Raw genomic sequence first — 17,881 nt, 5'->3', positions numbered from 1 at the left:
TAGGTTACGCACCAATTCCCAAAAATTGCTGATGTTGCGATAGTAATTGTAAATTAACTTCTTGCCACTGCTGGCCATTAAAGTCAGTATAAATAGTACTAAAATAAAATAAGGCATCCGTCTTTAGTATCTCATCAGACGATGAAAAATCTTCAGATGTGCGCAAGCCTATCAGCCGATCAACTAACAAAGCGCCATTGGTTTCCAACACGGGATTGAACGTCACCAGTCGGCAATGACTCAGTTCGATTTCAGTACGTGGCTTAGATTGACTATTCCCCATGAACAAAGCCAGATCAATCAACCCATATAAACCACCACGTAAATTAGACACCCCCAGGAACCAAGGTTGAACATAAGGCACCTTCTGAACATCTGTCCACGAGAAAATCTCGCCCGCATGCGTCAGGGGCAGCAGCAACTGCAACGCACCAGCTTCTACTGCCAGCCAGGACGCAGTAGCCTCTGCCGCATTGGCAGCCTGCAAGCGTTCGGCCAGACGATTTTGGAAATCTCGCAGTGCCTGCTTATTCTGTTTTCTCTTCGACATCCCGCAATCAACCTAACGCTTTGATTTTTCCCATCAATTCAACCTGATTCACTGGTTTGGTGATGTAATCCTTGGCACCCTGCCGCATACCCCAAACCCGATCTGTTTCCTGATTCTTGCTGGTGCACATAATAATTGGAATGTTGGCATAACGAGGATCACGGGACAATGCACGCGTCAACTGAAAACCATTTTGCCCTGGCATCACCACATCCATTAAAATCAAATCGGGCACTGATTGTTCCAAGCGACTTTTAGCAGCTTCGGCGTTTTCGGCTGTGGACACCAAAAATCCAGCTTTCTTGAGTATCTCACTGACATACATCAGCTCGGTTTTAGAATCATCCACCACCAAAACATTGCGAATAGACATTTAGGCCACTCCTTTTTCTGTTGCGCCGTACTGTTGTACAGCCTGCAACAACTGGTCTTTGGTAAATGGTTTGGTCAGATAGTCCTGCGATCCCACCATGCGTCCGCGGGCTTTGTCGAACACGCCATCTTTAGACGACAACATCACCACCGGCGTGGTCGCAAACTTTTCATTGCGTTTGATAATGGCGCAGGTTTGGTAGCCATCCAGGCGCGGCATCAAGATGTCGCAAAAAATCAAATCTGGTTCAGCGTCGTTGATTTTTGCCAGCGCATCGAAACCATCCTCGGCCAGCATGACCTCATGCCCGCCTTGCTTGAGAAAAATCTCGGCGCTGCGCCGAATCGTGTTGCTGTCATCAATGACCAGCACCTTCTTGGATTCCATTGAAGCCTCTTTGCTGCGGAAGGCAAGCCATCCGGTATTTGTCTCAGTCCAGAATTGAAGCCAAAGTCCTCAAATCTGCACCATTTCAAAATCTTCTTTTCTTGCACCACACTCAGGGCAAGTCCAGTTCATCGGTACCTGCTCCCACAACGTCCCTGGCGCTATGCCATGCTCAGGCGCTCCAGCCGCCTCGTCGTACAGCCAACCGCAAATCAAACACATCCACGTTCTGCTTACACTCATGATTGCCTGATTTTCCCAGCGGCGCACCCGTAAAATTAACGAATTGTATCGGCGCACCTTGTCTTGGAGCGACATCATGTCGCAACCGATTGCCACAATTGCGTCTAATGCCTCACTCTAACGCTGCTTTATCGTCGCAGGATGGCCACAAGATGGAATCATTCACGATCCCCCCTACTTTGGCGTGCGTACTCTGCTTCAACGCCAGCGACCCTTTGGGCGCGGGCGGTCTGAGCAGCGATGCGGCCGTGGTTGCATCCATGGGGGCCCATGCCTTGCCGGTGGTCACTGGCGCTTACCTGCGGGACAGCCGCGAAACCCAAAGCCACGCCAGCTTGGACGACAGCGCTGTGGCCGACCAGGCTCGGCTCGTGGCCGAAGATGCGCCACCACACGCCATCAAGGTCGGTTTTGTCGGCAGCGCTGAATCGCTGGCTGCCATTGCGGCGCTGGCGGCCGATTACGCCGATGTCCCCCTGATCGCCTACCTGCCCGACCTGTCTTGGTGGTCTGAACACGACATTGAGCACTATCTGGATGCCTTTCGTGAGCTGCTGCTGCCACAAACCGCCGTGCTGGTCGGCAACAATGCCACGCTGCGCCACTGGCTGCTGCCAGAGTCGCTGACTGATCGCCATGCCCGCGCCACCGACTTGGCCCGCGCCGCCGCCGAATGGGGCGTGCCTTATGTGCTGGTGACTGGCCTGCCCGTGGCAGACGACGAGGTGGGCAACGTGCTGGCCTCGCCCCAGACGACCTTGGTGACGCAGAAATTTGAACGCATCGACGCCGCCTTCATCGGCGCGGGCGATATCCTCTCGGCCGCTTTGGCAGCGCTGCTGGCCAGCGGCAGCAGCCTGGAAGGCGCCACCGTCGAAGCCCTGCAATACCTGGATCAGGCGCTCAGCCACGGCTTTGTCCCCGGCATGGGCCGCGCCATGGCCGATCGCCTGTTCTGGGCCGAATCGGGGGGCGAACCGGACGATTCAAGCTCCACCGACGACTCACCTTCTTCCCCTTTTCCTGATCCCACCCATGAAACCCAGCATTGACCCCCGCACCGCCCTTCATACCGACCTCAACGAACAGCTCATGGCGCGTGCGCGCCAGGTCATTCCCGGCGGTGTCAACTCGCCCGTGCGCGCCTTCCGCGCCGTGGGCGGCACACCACGCTTTGTGCAACGCGCGCAGGGCGCTTACTTTTGGGATGCCAATGGTCAGCGCTACATCGACTACATCGGCTCCTGGGGCCCCATGATCCTCGGCCACGGCCACCCCGCCGTGCTGGAGGCGGTGCAAAAAGCTGCTGCCGATGGCTTCTCGTTTGGCGCGCCCACCGAACGCGAGATCGAGCTGGCCGAAGAAATCCTTGCGCTCTATCCATCGATGGAGATGCTGCGCCTGGTCAGCTCAGGTACCGAAGCGGGCATGTCCGCCATCCGCTTAGCGCGCGGAGCCACGGGTCGCAGCAAAATCATCAAGTTTGAAGGCTGCTACCACGGCCATGCCGATGCGCTGCTGGTCAAGGCCGGCTCGGGCCTGGCCACGTTTGGCCATCCCACCAGCGCCGGCGTACCGCCTGAAGTGGTGCAACACACGCTGGTGCTCGAATACAACCACCTTGCACAACTGGAACAAGCCTTTGCACAGCATGGCGCTGAAGTGGCCTGCGTCATCCTGGAGCCAATCGCGGGCAACATGAACTTCGTGCGCGCCAGCGTCGAATTCGCACGCCGCGCCCGCGAGCTGTGCACCCAGCACGGTGCGCTGCTGATTTACGACGAGGTCATGACCGGCTGCCGCGTGGCGCTGGGCGGCGCGCAAAGCGTCTATGCACAGCAAATCCCCGGCTTTGCGCCCGACATCACCGTGTTGGGCAAAGTCATTGGCGGCGGCATGCCTTTGGCCGCATTCGGTGGCCAACGTGCGGTGATGGAGCAACTCGCCCCGCTGGGGCCGGTCTATCAGGCAGGCACACTCAGCGGCAACCCCGTGGCCACCGCTTGCGGCCTGGCCACACTGCGCGAGATCAAAAAACCTGGCTTTTTCGATGCCCTGTCGGCCCAGACCCGCCGCCTGGTCGATGGCCTGAGCGCCGCCGCCCAACAGCACGGCGTGCCTTTTGCCGCCGACTGTCAGGGCGGCATGTTCGGCTTTTTCCTGCTGCCCGAGTTGCCGCGCAACTACGGCGAAGTCATGAAAACCGATGGCAACCGCTTCAACACCCTGTTCCACGGCCTGCTAAATCAAGGCGTGTACATCGCTCCGGCGCTTTATGAAGCAGGTTTTGTCAGCGGCGCGCACAGCGATGCAGACATTGACGCCACCATCGCTGCAGCGGCTGACATTTTCAAATCACTATCAATAAAGTAGCTTTGTCTGCTTGCTGTATTTAATCAAAATCATTTTTCTTATAAATATCAAACGCCGTTTTGGTCGCCGCCGCATCAACGCCCCAGATGCGGCGGCACCCGCAGCCGCTCGACCGGCTGACCACCTTTGAGGTGCGACTCCACAATCTCGTCAATATCGGTCAAATCCAGATAGGTGTACCAAACGGCTTCCGGGTACACCACCGCCACCGGGCCAGCCGCGCAGCGATCCAGACAACCCGCCTTGTTCACCCGCACCTTGCCCGCGCCGGCCAAACCTTCGGCCTTGACGCGCTTTTTGCAATGATCAAACGCCGCCTGGGCATTGAAGTCACCACACGAGCGCTCGCCATTGTCGCGTTGGTTCAGGCAGAAAAAAACATGGCGCTGGTAATAAGGCGAAGGCGCTGGCGGTGTGGTTGATGTGCTCATGTCTGCAATTTTAGGCAGCGCCCGCTGTTCCGCCTCAAGACCAGGGCTTTAGAGCGTGTTCAACGTCTGAGCGTGAGGGATGTGGGATGTGGGATGCGGATCGGGATGGGCTGCAAAGAGCAAACCGCCCGAGGCCGCGCCACACACCCGCGCAGAGACGTTGAACACGCTCTTAGGTCCACTGCCTGCGTGCGCCATAACCTGTGCGGCCCATCCGGCTGGCCAGATACGCCAGCGCCCCAAACGGCCACAACCATCCCACCCATTGCGCCAAGCCGTTGAAGTGGATAAAGCGCCCCCGCTCCCAACTTTGCAAAGTGGCGGCAAAGTACGGGCTTTGCGGCGCAGCATTGAGCACCGCCAGTTGCACCACCAGAGCCAGTATCAACAAGCCTACGCAAGCGCGTGCGGGTAGCCGAATCAACACCAGCACCGCCCCCACCGCCGACAGCAGCCCCCACTCCACCGGGCGGCTGATCCACGACCAGGCATACAGCGGGCCATAACTCAAACCCGCCGACAGCGCCGACACCAGCACCCCCACCAGCAGCGCCGACGCCGCCATCAACGCCCGGGGCCACCGGCGCTGCACCACGGTGTACGCCAGCAGGCACGGCACCAGCGCGCCCAGGGCCACACACACCGCCTCCGCACCGGGCAACAGCGGTTGCAAATCCATATCACGCAAAGGCAATCGGCCTGTCCACGGAGTGTCTTGCAGCCACTCAGCCAGCACACGCTCCAGCCGCTCAAGCACCTGCCCCAGGCCAAACGCCACCGGCGGCGGAAACAGCAGCCCCACCGGCCACAGCATCAGCAGCACCAACGCCCCACGCGATTCGCGCACAAACCAGGCAGCACGAAAGCGCTGCCATCGCGCCATCACGCCCAGCCGATCCAGCGCCAGCGCCGCCAGCGCGCCTGTGGCACCGCCCGCCGCGTTCAAGGCCAGATCCAGATTGGACGCCACACGCAAAGGCAAGTACGACTGCAAACACTCCAGCACCAACGACTGCAAGGCCGCTGCCAGGCTGGCCCATACGGCAGCCCGCCAGCGCGGTCTGCCTGTCAGCCACGCCAGCGTCCACAAAAAACCTAGCGGCATGTAACCAAGCAGATTGCCGCCGACGTCAAAACGAGTCCAATATTGCGGCAACGGTGCCCACAAATACGCCCACGGGACAATCCCTTGGTCGCGCCAGCCGGTAAACGGAAACAAGCTGGCATAGGCAATCAGCGCCGCGTACAGCAGCGCCAGCGGATAGGCGGCAGATTGATCGCGCTGCACCGGTTTGCGCCAGCTTGGTGCCGGATTAAAAAGGCTTGACCACCACCAGAATCACCGACCCCAGCAGCAGCAGCACCGGCGCTTCGTTGAACCAGCGAAACCACACATGACCGGGCGTGGGCGCATGACGCTCAAATTGCTTGAGCAAATGCCCACATACAGCGTGATAACCCAGCAGCACCAGCACCAGCGCCAGCTTGGCGTGCAGCCAGCCATTGCCTGGCCCCTGCCCAATGCCATAGCCCAGCCACAGCCACAAGCCCAAAGCCAGCGCAGGCACCGCCAGCAGCGTCATGAAACGGTACAACTTGCGCGCCATCAGCAGCAACCGCGCCCGCTCGGTCACCGACTCAGGGGCCGCCATGGCCAGATTGACGAAGATGCGCGGCAAATAAAACAAGCCCGCAAACCAGCTCGTCACAAATACGATATGCAAGGCTTTGATCCACAACATGACGCTGAGTGTAACGAGGCCCAACGCCCTGCACGCGGCCAAAACGCGCAGCGTCTGCGCTGGACCGACGACCGGCGTGCAGCCCCGAAAACAGAGTCCCAAAACGCAGCGCAAAAAAAACCCCGACCTGCTGGCCGGGGTCAAAAGCCTGTCTGCTGTCACACATCAAGGCTCCCGCTCAGGGAGGAAAAGCGGGGGATGGCAAGCCACCCGAAAGAAAGTATACCAAAGTTTTTATTTTTATGATCGACTTTACAAAATTTCATCGTCTCGTCGTCCCTGGGCCACGCCATGCATGGTTTGGTGCACAATTTTCCTCATGACTGCACCTTTTGCCCCCTTCCCCGCAGGCCGCCCACGCCGCCTGCGCCGAGACGATTTCACGCGCCGCCTGGTGCGCGAACACGCCTTGTCGGCCAACGATTTGATTTACCCCGTGTTCGTGCTTGACGGGCAAGGCCAGCGGCAAGCCGTGGCATCCATGCCCGGCGTCGAACGCCTGTCGCTGGATTTGCTGCTGCCGGTAGCGCAAGACTGCGTCAATCTGGGCATTCCCGTCATGGCCTTGTTCCCGGTCATCGACAGCCGCCTGAAAGACGAGCAAGGCACCGAAGCCACCAACAGTGACGGCCTGATTCCCCGCGTGGTGCGCGCACTGAAAGCGCGCTTTCCTGAGCTGGGCATCATGACTGACGTGGCGCTCGATCCCTACACCAGCCACGGGCAAGACGGCTGGCTGGACGATACCGGCTACATCCTGAACGACGACACCGTGGCCCAACTGGTCAAACAGGCACTGACACAAGCAGCAGCAGGGGTCGACATCGTAGCTCCCAGCGACATGATGGACGGGCGCATCGGGGCCATTCGCAGCGCACTGGAAACGCAAGGCCACATCCACACCCGCATCATGGCCTACTCAGCCAAGTACGCCAGCGCGTTTTATGGCCCGTTCCGAGATGCGGTGGGATCAGCCAGCAATTTGGGCAAAAGTAATAAGAAAATATATCAAATGGATCCCGCCAATAGCCATGAAGCATTGCGCGAAGTAGCCATGGACGTTGCCGAGGGTGCCGACATGGTGATGGTCAAGCCCGGCATGCCCTACCTGGACATCGTGCAGTGGGTAAAAACTAAATTCAGTGTGCCCACATTCGCCTACCAGGTCAGCGGCGAATACGCCATGCTCAAAGCTGCCGCGCAAAACGGCTGGTTGGACCACGACCAAGTGATGATGGAATCGCTGCTGGCCTTCAAGCGCGCCGGTGCCGATGGTGTGCTGACCTACTTTGCCCGTGATGCGGCGCGCCTGCTCGCCACCGCCTGACCGGCGGCCTCTACACACTCAAGCCGCACCGTGCACATCCTCGAATTCACCGCAGGCAGCCTGCGTTTTCTGGACAACTTGCCTCCTCAAGCCCCCAGCGACGGCTTTGTCTGGATTTACCTTGAGCGCAGCGACTTCCCCCGCCATCAGAATCAGTTGCAAGCGGCAGCTCAGCAACTGGGCGGCTCGGCCCTGCTGGATGTGCACATAATCGACTTGGGCAGCGACGCCCATCCGTCCAACTACGACGCCACCTCGATCTACGACACCGTGATCTTCCGGCGACTGGCCACCTTGCCCGAAGTGCAGCACGCGCATGACCGCACCCGCACATCGGATGCCACGCCCGACGCCTTTGACCGCATCGACACTCGCGCCGTCGGTTTTGCCATTTTTGACCGCCTGCTCATCAGCGTGCACCCGCCCGGCTGTTACACCGCGTCCCACTTTGTGCAGCGCTCGCTTTCTGATGCCCAGCTCAGTGTTGACGCCACCATTGTGCGCCACCGTATTCCACAAAGCCCGTCCGATCTGGTACTGCGACTGATCAACCACATGGTCGACAGCTACCTGGATTTGCGCAAAGACCTGTCCGCCGCACTCGAAGCCACGCAGCACGAGCTGCTGCGCGCCGACCCGCACCCCGACGTGTGGAACGCCGTCATCCACGCGCGCCAACGCCTGCACGTGCTGGAAGACTTGTGCGAAGAGCAGCACGACGCCATGCAGGAATGGCTGGACACCCTGGGCGAGTTGCCGCTGTCGTCCTACGCCGCCGACGCCGCACAGGCGCAGGCGCGGCGCGACCAGTTGATGGCCCGTGCGCGCGACGTCATCGAACATATTGACCGCGTATTGCACCACGCCCGACGGCTGGAACAATCCACCGAAACGGCGGTGCAACTGCACTTCAGCGCGCAAGGCCAGCGCGCCAACGACATCATGCGCACGCTCACTGCGGTCACGGCCATCTTTTTACCGTTGAACCTGTTCACCGGCTTTTTTGGCATGAACTTCGACCACCTGCCGCTGATCCACAGCACCGAAGGCATGTGGCTGGCCATGGTGCTGATGACGGTGCTGGCCGTGGGCATCGTCGTCATGTTCTGGCGCAGGCGTTACATCACCCGCTCACAACGCTGAATGTCTTTCTCTGCTCGCCCTCTCCTGTCGGGTGCATGCAAAAAAAGAGGCGGTTTGAAAAACCGCCTCTTTGCTGCCGCCAAACGGTTATGACTCAGGCTTACTTGGTGGTGGCGTTGGTGGCCGGGCCATCACCGGCCTTGACGGCCTCACGGGTTTCCTGACGCACTTCAGCGCGCGTTTTGTTGCTGGGCGCGGTGGTGCCCACATCGCTTTGCAGGCCAGCGGCAGGCTTGGACTTGCGCGCTTCGGCCTTGACCTCGGCGCGGGTTTTGCTGGAAGCGGCTTTCGGCGCATCAGAAGTGGCATTGGCCAGGCCCGCTGCGGGCGGATGCGCCTTGGCTTCGGCCTTGACTTCAGCGCGGGTGTTTTGGGCCACGACGATGCTGTCGGTGGCAGCAAAAGCAGTACCGGTCAGCAGCAAAGCAGCAGCGGCAGAAGAAATCAGCTTGATCATGGGTTGCTCCTTGAATCACTCATCAGGTCAAATAAACCGGCGAACAAGCCGGAATCGCTCCATAAGCAGACCGTAATGCCTGCCTACGACGGAACATTCTACGAAGCTGCCCGCCAAAGAAAACCCCTGCAAACGCCCATTGGTAAAGATGCCCTACCGGGCAAACACCTATGGTTTTCAAGATATTAAGCATATATGCGCCATCAACGGTACCGCATCTGCCCCCGCTCATCATTTTCAGATACAGCTTATTCGCAGTTACACCAACCGTTTCAAGCTACTGTTTATGAAGCAAATCAAGCCAGATGCTTGGCCAAAAACGCCAGCGAGCGCTCTCGCGCCAGTTTGGCAGCGGCCGCATCCCAGGCACCACGCTGGTCACAATTAAAACCGTGCTGCGCCGCGTACAGGTGCACTTCAACCTCAGGGTGGGCATTTTTGAACGCTTCGATGCTGTCCATGGGCACCCATTGGTCGCGGTCAGACAGGTGGGCCAGCACAGGCACCTGCGGCTGGCGGGCCATTTCTTCGGGTCGCGTCATGCCGCCGCCGTAATACGGCACGGCAGCGGCCAGGCCGTGCAGTGTGCAGGCGGCGCGCCAAGTCAGCAGCCCGCCCCAGCAATAACCGACCATGCCGACTTTGCCGCAGCCGTGATGAGGTTTCGCGCTGGGCAGCGTTGGTTTTTGCTTGACTTGGCCGCCGCTGTGCTGCGCCGCGTAGTCGATGGCGGCCTGTAAGTCCTGCATCACGCCGGGCGCAGGCAGCGCCTCGACCGCGCCTTTGTAGCCCATGCCTTCTTTCATGTCGGCCTCGGCATAGCCCAGCTCGACGCCGGGTTTGACGCGCTCAAACGTGCTCGGGGCCACGGCCAGATAGCCGTCTTGCGCATAGTCGTCAGCCACGCTGCGAATGTGCGAATTAACGCCAAAAATCTCCTGCACCACCACCACAGCCCCTTTGGGCACACCATTGGGCCGGGCCACGTAGGCGGGAACGGCGCGGCCATCAGCCGCAGCCAAATCAACCCATTGCTTCATTACAAGTTACTCCTGTATCAATAGCTGCCTACGTTTTTTAAACGGGCGCTCCAACCCAATTCAGTTCATGAATCCTGACTCATAACCCCAGTTTGCGGGCCACGAATTCAAGGCGGTCCTGCCCCCAGAAAAGTTCGCCTTCGATCACCCAGCTGGGCGCGCCAAACACCCCGGCGTCGATCGCCGCCTGGGTATGGGCGTCATAGCGCGTTTTCACCTCCGGCTGGTGCGACTGGGCCAGGCGTTCGGCGGGCAAGTCGGTTTCGTCCAGCAGCTCGGCCAGCGTGGCGTCGCTGGCAATGTCGCGCTCTTGATGCCAGCAGGCGGTAAGCACGGCATCGGCCAGACGCATGGCGGCGTCGGCCCCATCGGTTTGCGCCACGGCAGTCATCAGCAGGGCCGCCGGATTGCCGTCCACCGGGAAAAAGCGCGGCTGCACGTTCAAAGCCACGTCCAGATGTTCGGCAAAGCGGCGCAGCTCCAGCAGCCGATAAGCCTGCCGCTGCGGTGCACGCTGGCCCAGTGGCAAGCCTCCACTGGCCGGGAAAATGCGCCCGTAGTCCACCGGCAGCACAGCCACGTCGCGTCGGCTGGCGCGCAGCAAGTCGGCAAAACGACGGTGCCCCAGATAAGCCCAGGGGCTTTGCGGGGCAAAGTAATACAGCACAGTGCGGCTCATGGGCGTGTCTCCTGAAGTCTCCTGAATAATGGGGCCAGCCTCGCCAAGGCCAGCATCTGACAACCATTGTGCAGGAGACAGCTATTGCGCACCGAACACACTGAACGCACCGCCCACGCTGTGCTCATCACCGGCGGCAGCCGCGGCATTGGTGCGGCCACCGCGGTGCTGGCCGCACGCGCTGGCTGGCAGGTGGCGGTGAACTACACCGCCCACGCTGCGGCGGCCGAGCAGGTGGTGCGCACCATTGAAGCCGCAGGCGGCAAGGCGATGGCCGTGCAGGCCGACGTTCAAGACGAATCCCAGGTGCTGCGCATGTTCGAGCGCATTGACGCGCAGTTTGGTGCTTTGAACGGGCTGGTCAACAACGCGGGCGTGGTCGATCAAGCCTTGCCGGTGGCCGAGCAGACGGTGGCGCGCTGGCAGCGCTTGTTCAGCATCAACGTGATTGGTTCGATGCTGTGCGCACGCGAGGCGGTGCGGCGCATGAGCACCGTCCGTGGTGGCACCGGTGGCAGCATCGTCAACGTGTCCAGCGCGGCGGCGCGGCTGGGGTCGCCCAACGAATATGTGGATTACGCCGCCAGCAAGGCCGCCATCGACACCTTCACCATCGGGCTGGCCAAAGAGGTGGCCAGCCAGGGCATTCGCGTCAACGCGGTGCGGCCTGGCCTGATCGAGACCGACATTCACGCCAGCGGTGGCCGCCCCCACCGCGTGCAAGAGTTGAAGGCTAGCGTGCCCATGCAGCGCGGCGGCACGGCGCAGGAAGTCGCCCACGCGATTGTCTGGCTGCTGTCGGCGCAGGCAAGCTACACCACCATGAGTTTGCTGGATATTTCTGGCGCACGATAAGAGGAGTGATGCAATGAACAACGACACCAACCCCCACCCGCAAGCCGACATTCAATACTTCTGGGAAGACCTGACACCGGGCAAAACGCTGGAGCTGGGCCAGATCACCGTCGACCGCGACGAGGTGATCGCCTTTGCCCGCCAATACGACCCGCAGCCCTTTCACCTGGACGATGCGGCAGCGGCGAAATCCATCTTCGGCAAGCTGTCAGCCAGCGGCTGGCACACCTGCGCCATGGCCATGGGCATCATGGTGCGCAACTTTCTCAACCGTGCGTCCAGCCTAGGTTCGCCCGGTCTGGAACAAATCAAGTGGCTCAAGCCCGTGTTCCCCGGCGACACGCTGCACATGCGGCTGCGCATCATCGAAGCGCGCCCTATGAACTCGCGCCCCGACGTGGGCCTGATCCGCTCGCACTGGGAGATGTTCAACCAGCAGGGCGATCAGGTGTTGCTGATCGACGGCCACGCCATGTTCCGCCGCCGCACACCCGCCACAGACGCTTGAAAGACCGGAGGTCAAGCCGCGTGCTGCGCGTAATCCGTGGCCAGTTGCTGGAAGGCGTTTAACTGCACGTCGTGCATGCCGCTGCTGCGCATACCGCTGCCGTGCGTGCCCAACGCATCGGCCAGCACCTGCGCCACCGCAGGCGCGGCATTCTTGGCAGCCGCTGCATCCAAAAACAGCAGGCGTGATCGGCGCGCCAGCACGTCTTCGACCGTGCGCGCATATTCATGGCGGGCTGCAAAGCGCACCATGGCTTCGCTCAAACCGGGGGCCAGCCAGTGGTCAGCACCTGGCAAGTCGGCCACGGCCGATTGCTCTGCGCCGTACAAGTGCAGGCCCGGCGGCTGGCTCAGGCTGACCGCTTCGCCTGCATCCTGATTCGCCCCCACCAGCCGCATCCCTGCCGTTTGGCTGCCGCCTTGCGGTGGCAGCAGCCCTGCGGCCACGCACTGCGCCAGCACATCCTCGGCCATGGCCCGGTAAGTCGTCCATTTGCCACCCGTCACTGTCACCAGGCCAGAAGGCGACACCACCACCGCGTGTTCGCGGTTGATCGACTGGGTACTGCCGCTTTCGCCGCCATCCGGCTTGACCAGCGGGCGCAGGCCCACCCAGGTGCTGCGCACGTCGGCGCGGGTGGGCGCACGCTGTAAATAGCGCCCCGCTTCTTGCAAGATGAAATCCAGCTCGTGCGCCAAAGGCGCTGGCTCCAGCGGCACATCAGCGCGCGGCGTGTCGGTGGTGCCCAAAATCAGCTTGCCCAGCCACGGCACGGCAAACAGCACCCGGCCATCGGCGGTACCGGGCACCAGCAGCGCATGACCACCGGGCGAAAAATCAGCGTCCACCACCACGTGCACGCCCTGGCTGGGGGCCACCATGGGCCGGGCGCTGCCGCCGCCAGCTTGCGCGTCCTGCTGGCGCAGCGCGTCCACCCACACGCCGGTGGCGTTGACCACGCACTTCGCCTGCACGCGGAATGTGCAGCCGCTTTCCGCGTCCTGCACCACCAGACCCGCCACCCGCCCGGCGTCGTGTAGCACCTCAGTGGCGGCGCAGTGATTGAGCACCAGCGCGCCTGCGCGCGCCGCCGTGCGGGCCACGGCCAGCGCCAGCCGGGCATCGTCAAACTGGCCGTCCCAGTACTGCACACCGCCTTTCAGCCCGTGCGACTGCACGCCAGGCAGCAGGCGCACAGCCTGCGCCGCCGACAGCCATTGCGTGTCTCCCAGGCCTGCCTTGCCCGCCAGCACGTCGTACAGCTTCAGGCCTACGCCGTAAAACGGTGTTTCCCACCAACGGTAAGACGGCATCACAAACGACAGCGGCTGCGCCAGATGCGGCGCGCTGCGCAGCAGGTTGACCCGCTCGTGCAGCGCCTCGCGCACCAAGCCGATGTGGCCTTGCACCAAATAGCGCACCCCGCCGTGCACCAGCTTGGTGGCGCGCGACGACGTGCCTTTGGCAAAGTCGTGCGCCTCTACCAGCAACACGCTGTGACCACGCACAGCCGCGTCCAGCGCCACGCCCACGCCGCTGGCCCCGCCGCCCACCACCGCCAGATCAAACCGGGGTTCATCCGCCAGGCGCTGCAACAGCGCAGCACGGTCGGTGGGCAAAGGGGCAGTGAACGGGGCGGCGAAAGAAGCAGCAGTCATGATCAAGGCGCACAATGTACACGCCTTCAAACTATGTTTTGGACAGCTGCACAAGCTTTACCCACCTGCGTCAAACGCTTGGTCAGCATCGGTGCCGGTGATTTTGTCTGCACGCCATCAACTATTCAATTCATAGCTGCAAACGCTTTACATATCAGCGCAAAACCCGTTTTTAAAGATGTTTTTAAAGCCTGCCCCGGCACGGCGTAGACTGACGCCCCATGCGTTCACCCCTGACTGCGCCGTCGCCCGTGCCCCGGCTTTCCCGGCGGGCCGCACTGCGCACATTGACCGCCAGCGCTGCCGCCTGCACCTGGCCCGCCATGGCGCGTGCCAGCACAGCCACTGCCTCTGACACAGCACCCACGCCACCCACCCTGCGCCTGCTGGCCCACAGCAGCCTGCCTGCGGGCGGCACTTTCCAGAAAACGCCCATTGGCGGGCTGTCCGCATTGGCCTACGACGCCCGCACCCAGCTTTGGTACGCGCTGTCGGACGACCGCGGCACCCACGCTCCAGCCCGCTGCTACGTGCTGCGCCTGCCCGGCTTTGACACCGGCCAGCCCCTGCGGCCTGAATGGGTGCGCGTCATCACCCTGACCGACGCCCGTGGCCAGCCCTTTGCCCGCGCCGCTGTCGATCCCGAAGGGCTGGCCCTGCGCCACAACCCGGCCAACGGCCAGACCACCTTGCTGTGGAGCAGCGAAGGCCGCATCCGCGCGGGCCAGCCCCCAGCGTTGTACGAGTCCACTCTGGACGGCCGCCTGCTGCGACAGTTGACGCTGCCTACCCACCTGCGCGAGGTGCGCCGCATGGGCCGCGGCCCGCGCAACAACCAAGCATTTGAAGGCTTGAGCCTCAGCCCCGACGGCCGCCACGCCTGGGCCGCCATGGAAGGTGCGCTGGCGCAAGACATCGGCCCCAAGCTGCCCGGCCTGCTGGCCGCACCCTGCCGCATTACCCGGTTTGAGTTGGCCAGTGGCCGCGCCGACCAGCAGCGCGCCTACCAGCCCGAGCCGCTGCCCCTGGGGCCTAACCGGCCGCACGGCCCGGCCGAATACGGCATTGCCGAAATATTGATGCGCGACCCCGAACACCTGTGGGTGCTGGAACGCGCCTGGACACCCTTGACCGGCCTGTCCGCCAAACTGTACGAAGCCCACTTGCCCGGTGCCACCGACACCCTGCCCAAACCCGCCCTGCGCGGGCGCCGCATCCAGCCCATGGCCAAACGCCTGCTGCTCGATTTGCAGCACTGCGGCCTGCCACACGTCGACAACTTCGAGGCCATGGCCTGGGGGCCACCTTTACCCAGCGGCAACCGCACGCTGCTGATGTGCACCGACGACGGCTTCAACACCTTGCAAGTCACGCAGTTCGCGGCTTTTGAAGTCATCGAACCCTGATCCCTTTCACCACACATCCAGCCATGAACACGACCACCACAGCCACCCTGCCTTCCAGCACCCGCATCGTCTTCATCGGCGGCGGCAACATGGCCAGCGCCATCATCGGCGGGCTGATCCGGCACGGCCTGCCTGCGGCGCAAATCCAGGTCATCGAACCCTTCGAGGCCACACGCCAGGCGCTGCTGGCGCAGCACGGCGTAACGGCTGTCCCTGACGCCCCCACCGCCAGTGCCGCGCTGTCCGGGGCCGATCTGCTGGTCTGGGCCGTCAAACCGCAGGTGTTTGGCGAAGCCGTCGCACCCGTGCGCGCTCACACCGGCAAGGCGCTGCACCTGTCAGTCATGGCGGGCATTCGCGCCGACGCCATCGCCACCACCACCGGGGCCGCACGCATCGTGCGCTGCATGCCCAACACCCCCGCACTGATAGGCCAGGGCATGACCGGCCTGTTCGCCGCCCCCGCCGCCACACCAGCCGACCGCATGCTGGCCGAGGCCGTGATCGCCAGCACCGGCGGCCACCTTTGGGTGGAGCGCGAAGACCTGCTCGACGCCGTCACCGCCCTGTCCGGCTCCGGCCCCGCCTACGTGTTTTATTTTCTTGAAGCCATGCAACAAGCAGGTGTTGAGCTGGGCCTGACGGCAGACCAAGCGCGCCACCTGGCCACCGCCACCTTCACCGGCGGCAGCGCTCTGGCGGCCCAATCGCCCGAAGCGCTGGCCACCCTGCGCGAGCGCGTCACCAGCAAAGGCGGCACCACCTATGCAGCGCTGACGGTGATGCGCGAAGCGGGCATGGCCGAATCCTTCATCGCCGCCATGCACGCCTGCGCCCAGCGCGCCAAAGAGCTGGGGCAGGCGTAGGCGGAGCAGACATAGGCGGCGCGGGCTGCATCATGGACGATGAAACGCGGGACTAAGCCATCAAACTCAGTCAAAAAGATGGCTGCGCAAAATGGTATGTTCAGACCATGCCCCCACCTTCCATCGTCCGGCATGAGGCCAATCTGCACGGGCGCGACTTTGCCGTAGGCGATATCCACGGCGCTTTTTCTGCGCTGCAAGCGGCGCTCACGGCAATTGCATTCGATCCGAGCTGCGACCGGTTGTTTTCTGTTGGCGATTTGGTCGATCGTGGGCCAGAGTCCGATCAAGTAGAGCAATGGCTGGATTTGCCATGGTTTCATGCCATTATGGGCAACCACGATCTGCTAGCCTGGCATCGCGCCCTGGGCAATCCGTTCGATCAGGTCGATCACCTCCGACATGGGGGTCAGTGGCTTGATGACCTGCCGTCCGCGCAGCAGCAGCAGTTGGGCCAGCGGCTGGCGGCCTTGCCGCTGGTGCGCGAGGTTGAAACGCCGGACGGGCTGGTAGGCCTGGTGCATGCCGACTTCCCTTCTTATGACTGGCGCGATGCCAAGCGCGTTGACTGGCGCGATCTGGACAGCATGAACAGCGTGGCAGGCTCCTGCCTGTGGTGGTCCATGCGCCATCAGCAGCGCGATGCCACGCCGGTGGAATATGTACACGCGGTGGTGCATGGACATACCACCTTGCCTGCGATGGAGCAGTTGGGCAACGTGTATTTCATCGACACCGGCGGCTGGCGTCCTTCGGGCCGGTTTACCTTTTTGAATTTGTGGTCATTGACGGTGCTGACGGGGCCAGTGAGTGCATGACGCCTCATCCACCCATCGCATACCCCACCACCACCCCCGAAAACAGCGTGAACCCCAGCCAGTGGTTGAGCCTGAATGCCTTGAAGCAGCCTTCGCGCGTGCGGTCTTTGATCAAGGTGTAGTGCCAAAAAACCTGCGCCAGCGCGGCGGCGAAGACCAGCCACAGCACGGAGCTGGTGAGCTGGCGAGTAATGATCCAGGCCCAAAGCCCTAAGTGCAGCACATAAAAGCCCATGATGGCCGCCACATCCCAGCGGCCCAGCGTGATGGCAGAGGTTTGCATGCCGATGCGCAGATCGTCATCGCGATCGACCATGGCGTATTCGGTATCGTAGGCCAGCACCCAAAACAGGTTGCCCGCCAGCAAAGCCCACGCCTGCCAAGGCAGGTGCGACTGCACGGCGGCATATGCCATGGGGATGCCAAAGCTGAAGGCCACGCCCAGCACCGCCTGCGGCATGGACACGTGGCGCTTGGCGTAGGGGTAAATCAGGCTGATGGCCAGCGCCGGGAACGACCAGGCGATGGCGGCAGCGCTGGTGGTCAGCACCAGGGCAAAGGCGGCCAAAGCCAGCACTGCGCCCAGCACCAGCGCCTCGCGCACACTCACTGCGCCGCTGGTGACCGGGCGCTGGGCAGTGCGTTTGACGTGGCGGTCAAAGTTGCGGTCGGCCACGTCGTTGATGCAGCAACCGGCCGAACGCATCAAGATCGTGCCCAGCACAAACACCACCACCAGATGCCCGCCCGGAAAGCCGCCTGCGGCCAGCCACAACGCGCTCAAAGAAGGCCACAGCAGCAGCAGCCAGCCCGCAGGACGATCCCAACGGATCAAGTCCAGGTACAGCGACCATTTGCTGCGCGGCGGTGAGGCTGTGGCGGAAGAAGTCATGCGTAAACCTGATTTAAGGAAGGTCTGCAAAAGTCAGCCCCATGACGGCCTGATCTGAGACAGTGGAGCGATGCAACAGACAAGCCTTGCCACCACTGGATTCGAGCTTGCAGCCAAACGCACGCGCAAGCGT

21 protein-coding genes are annotated in these 17,881 nt (G+C 62.1%); 9 read left to right on the top strand and 12 right to left on the bottom strand.

The window, feature by feature from the left end; all coding sequences use genetic code 11:
- Window positions 1-4: 4 nt before the first annotated feature.
- From ACK5NW_RS12805 to ACK5NW_RS12790, 4 genes are all read right to left on the bottom strand, one after another.
- A complete protein-coding gene (locus tag ACK5NW_RS12805; protein ID WP_416928653.1) occupies window positions 5-550 on the bottom strand; it encodes a chemotaxis protein CheW in 546 nt (181 codons plus the stop codon).
- Window positions 551-557: 7 nt separating this feature from the next.
- Window positions 558-923, bottom strand: a complete 366-nt coding sequence (locus tag ACK5NW_RS12800) for a response regulator (RefSeq protein ID WP_416928651.1) — start codon at window positions 921-923, stop codon at window positions 558-560.
- Complete coding sequence (locus tag ACK5NW_RS12795) at window positions 924-1,310, bottom strand: response regulator (RefSeq protein ID WP_416928649.1); 387 nt, start codon at window positions 1,308-1,310, stop codon at window positions 924-926.
- A 69-nt stretch (window positions 1,311-1,379) separates the two neighbouring features.
- Complete coding sequence (locus tag ACK5NW_RS12790; RefSeq protein ID WP_416928698.1) at window positions 1,380-1,553, bottom strand: rubredoxin; 174 nt, start codon at window positions 1,551-1,553, stop codon at window positions 1,380-1,382.
- A gap of 152 nt (window positions 1,554-1,705) precedes the next feature.
- Here ACK5NW_RS12790 and ACK5NW_RS12785 point away from each other — a divergent pair, with 152 nt between their 5' ends.
- Window positions 1,706-2,605, top strand: a complete 900-nt coding sequence (locus ACK5NW_RS12785; RefSeq protein ID WP_416928647.1) for a bifunctional hydroxymethylpyrimidine kinase/phosphomethylpyrimidine kinase — start codon at window positions 1,706-1,708, stop codon at window positions 2,603-2,605.
- The gene (hemL, locus tag ACK5NW_RS12780; protein WP_416928645.1) at window positions 2,589-3,926 is read left to right on the top strand and encodes a glutamate-1-semialdehyde 2,1-aminomutase; all 1,338 of its coding nucleotides are present in this window, start codon (window positions 2,589-2,591) and stop codon (window positions 3,924-3,926) included. Before ACK5NW_RS12785 ends, hemL begins: the two co-directional genes overlap by 17 nt.
- A 74-nt stretch (window positions 3,927-4,000) precedes the next feature.
- On the opposite strand, the gene ACK5NW_RS12775 is transcribed toward hemL, so the two are convergent.
- The 3 genes from ACK5NW_RS12775 to ACK5NW_RS12765 form a co-directional block, all read right to left on the bottom strand.
- Complete coding sequence (locus tag ACK5NW_RS12775) at window positions 4,001-4,357, bottom strand: (2Fe-2S) ferredoxin domain-containing protein (protein ID WP_416928643.1); 357 nt, start codon at window positions 4,355-4,357, stop codon at window positions 4,001-4,003.
- Window positions 4,358-4,529: 172 nt separating this feature from the next.
- A complete protein-coding gene (locus ACK5NW_RS12770) occupies window positions 4,530-5,645 on the bottom strand; it encodes a VanZ family protein (RefSeq protein ID WP_416928641.1) in 1,116 nt (371 codons plus the stop codon).
- A gap of 25 nt (window positions 5,646-5,670) precedes the next feature.
- Window positions 5,671-6,099, bottom strand: a complete 429-nt coding sequence (locus ACK5NW_RS12765) for a CopD family protein (RefSeq protein WP_416928639.1) — start codon at window positions 6,097-6,099, stop codon at window positions 5,671-5,673.
- 319 nt (window positions 6,100-6,418) lie between these two features.
- On the opposite strand from ACK5NW_RS12765, the gene hemB reads away from it, so the two are divergent.
- The gene (hemB, locus tag ACK5NW_RS12760) at window positions 6,419-7,426 is read left to right on the top strand and encodes a porphobilinogen synthase (RefSeq protein ID WP_416928637.1); all 1,008 of its coding nucleotides are present in this window, start codon (window positions 6,419-6,421) and stop codon (window positions 7,424-7,426) included.
- A 30-nt stretch (window positions 7,427-7,456) separates the two neighbouring features.
- Window positions 7,457-8,569: a magnesium transporter CorA family protein gene (locus ACK5NW_RS12755; protein ID WP_416928635.1), complete on the top strand. Its 1,113-nt coding sequence runs from the start codon at window positions 7,457-7,459 to the stop codon at window positions 8,567-8,569.
- Between the two features lie 100 nt (window positions 8,570-8,669).
- On the opposite strand, the gene ACK5NW_RS12750 is transcribed toward ACK5NW_RS12755, so the two are convergent.
- The 3 genes from ACK5NW_RS12750 to ACK5NW_RS12740 form a co-directional block, all read right to left on the bottom strand.
- A complete protein-coding gene (locus tag ACK5NW_RS12750) occupies window positions 8,670-9,026 on the bottom strand; it encodes a hypothetical protein (protein WP_416928633.1) in 357 nt (118 codons plus the stop codon).
- Between the two features lie 296 nt (window positions 9,027-9,322).
- Window positions 9,323-10,066: a dienelactone hydrolase family protein gene (locus ACK5NW_RS12745; RefSeq protein ID WP_416928631.1), complete on the bottom strand. Its 744-nt coding sequence runs from the start codon at window positions 10,064-10,066 to the stop codon at window positions 9,323-9,325.
- A 79-nt stretch (window positions 10,067-10,145) separates the two neighbouring features.
- On the bottom strand, window positions 10,146-10,745 hold the full coding sequence (locus tag ACK5NW_RS12740) for a 2-hydroxychromene-2-carboxylate isomerase (protein WP_416928629.1): 600 nt from the start codon (window positions 10,743-10,745) through the stop codon (window positions 10,146-10,148).
- Window positions 10,746-10,829: 84 nt separating this feature from the next.
- Between ACK5NW_RS12740 and ACK5NW_RS12735 the strand changes: the two genes are divergently transcribed.
- Window positions 10,830-11,600, top strand: coding sequence for an SDR family oxidoreductase (locus ACK5NW_RS12735; RefSeq protein ID WP_416928627.1), 771 nt, complete (start codon window positions 10,830-10,832; stop codon window positions 11,598-11,600).
- A gap of 13 nt (window positions 11,601-11,613) precedes the next feature.
- Window positions 11,614-12,108, top strand: a complete 495-nt coding sequence (locus ACK5NW_RS12730) for a MaoC family dehydratase (protein ID WP_416928625.1) — start codon at window positions 11,614-11,616, stop codon at window positions 12,106-12,108.
- 11 nt (window positions 12,109-12,119) lie between these two features.
- Here ACK5NW_RS12730 and ACK5NW_RS12725 read toward each other — a convergent pair whose 3' ends face one another.
- Complete coding sequence (locus ACK5NW_RS12725; RefSeq protein ID WP_416928623.1) at window positions 12,120-13,766, bottom strand: glycerol-3-phosphate dehydrogenase/oxidase; 1,647 nt, start codon at window positions 13,764-13,766, stop codon at window positions 12,120-12,122.
- Between the two features lie 221 nt (window positions 13,767-13,987).
- On the opposite strand from ACK5NW_RS12725, the gene ACK5NW_RS12720 reads away from it, so the two are divergent.
- From ACK5NW_RS12720 to ACK5NW_RS12710, 3 genes are all read left to right on the top strand, one after another.
- Window positions 13,988-15,172, top strand: a complete 1,185-nt coding sequence (locus ACK5NW_RS12720) for an esterase-like activity of phytase family protein (protein WP_416928621.1) — start codon at window positions 13,988-13,990, stop codon at window positions 15,170-15,172.
- A gap of 23 nt (window positions 15,173-15,195) precedes the next feature.
- Complete coding sequence (gene proC, locus ACK5NW_RS12715) at window positions 15,196-16,038, top strand: pyrroline-5-carboxylate reductase (RefSeq protein ID WP_416928619.1); 843 nt, start codon at window positions 15,196-15,198, stop codon at window positions 16,036-16,038.
- Between the two features lie 107 nt (window positions 16,039-16,145).
- Window positions 16,146-16,856 (top strand): metallophosphoesterase, encoded by a 711-nt coding sequence (locus ACK5NW_RS12710; RefSeq protein WP_416928617.1) that lies wholly within the window; start codon window positions 16,146-16,148, stop codon window positions 16,854-16,856.
- 4 nt (window positions 16,857-16,860) lie between these two features.
- Here ACK5NW_RS12710 and ubiA read toward each other — a convergent pair whose 3' ends face one another.
- Complete coding sequence (gene ubiA / locus ACK5NW_RS12705; RefSeq protein WP_416928615.1) at window positions 16,861-17,748, bottom strand: 4-hydroxybenzoate octaprenyltransferase; 888 nt, start codon at window positions 17,746-17,748, stop codon at window positions 16,861-16,863.
- Window positions 17,749-17,881 lie beyond the last annotated feature (133 nt).

It is taken from the genome of Ottowia sp. (assembly GCF_047975795.1).
Lineage (GTDB): Bacteria > Pseudomonadota > Gammaproteobacteria > Burkholderiales > Burkholderiaceae_C > Ottowia.
This window is presented reverse-complemented; position numbering and strand designations above follow the sequence as displayed.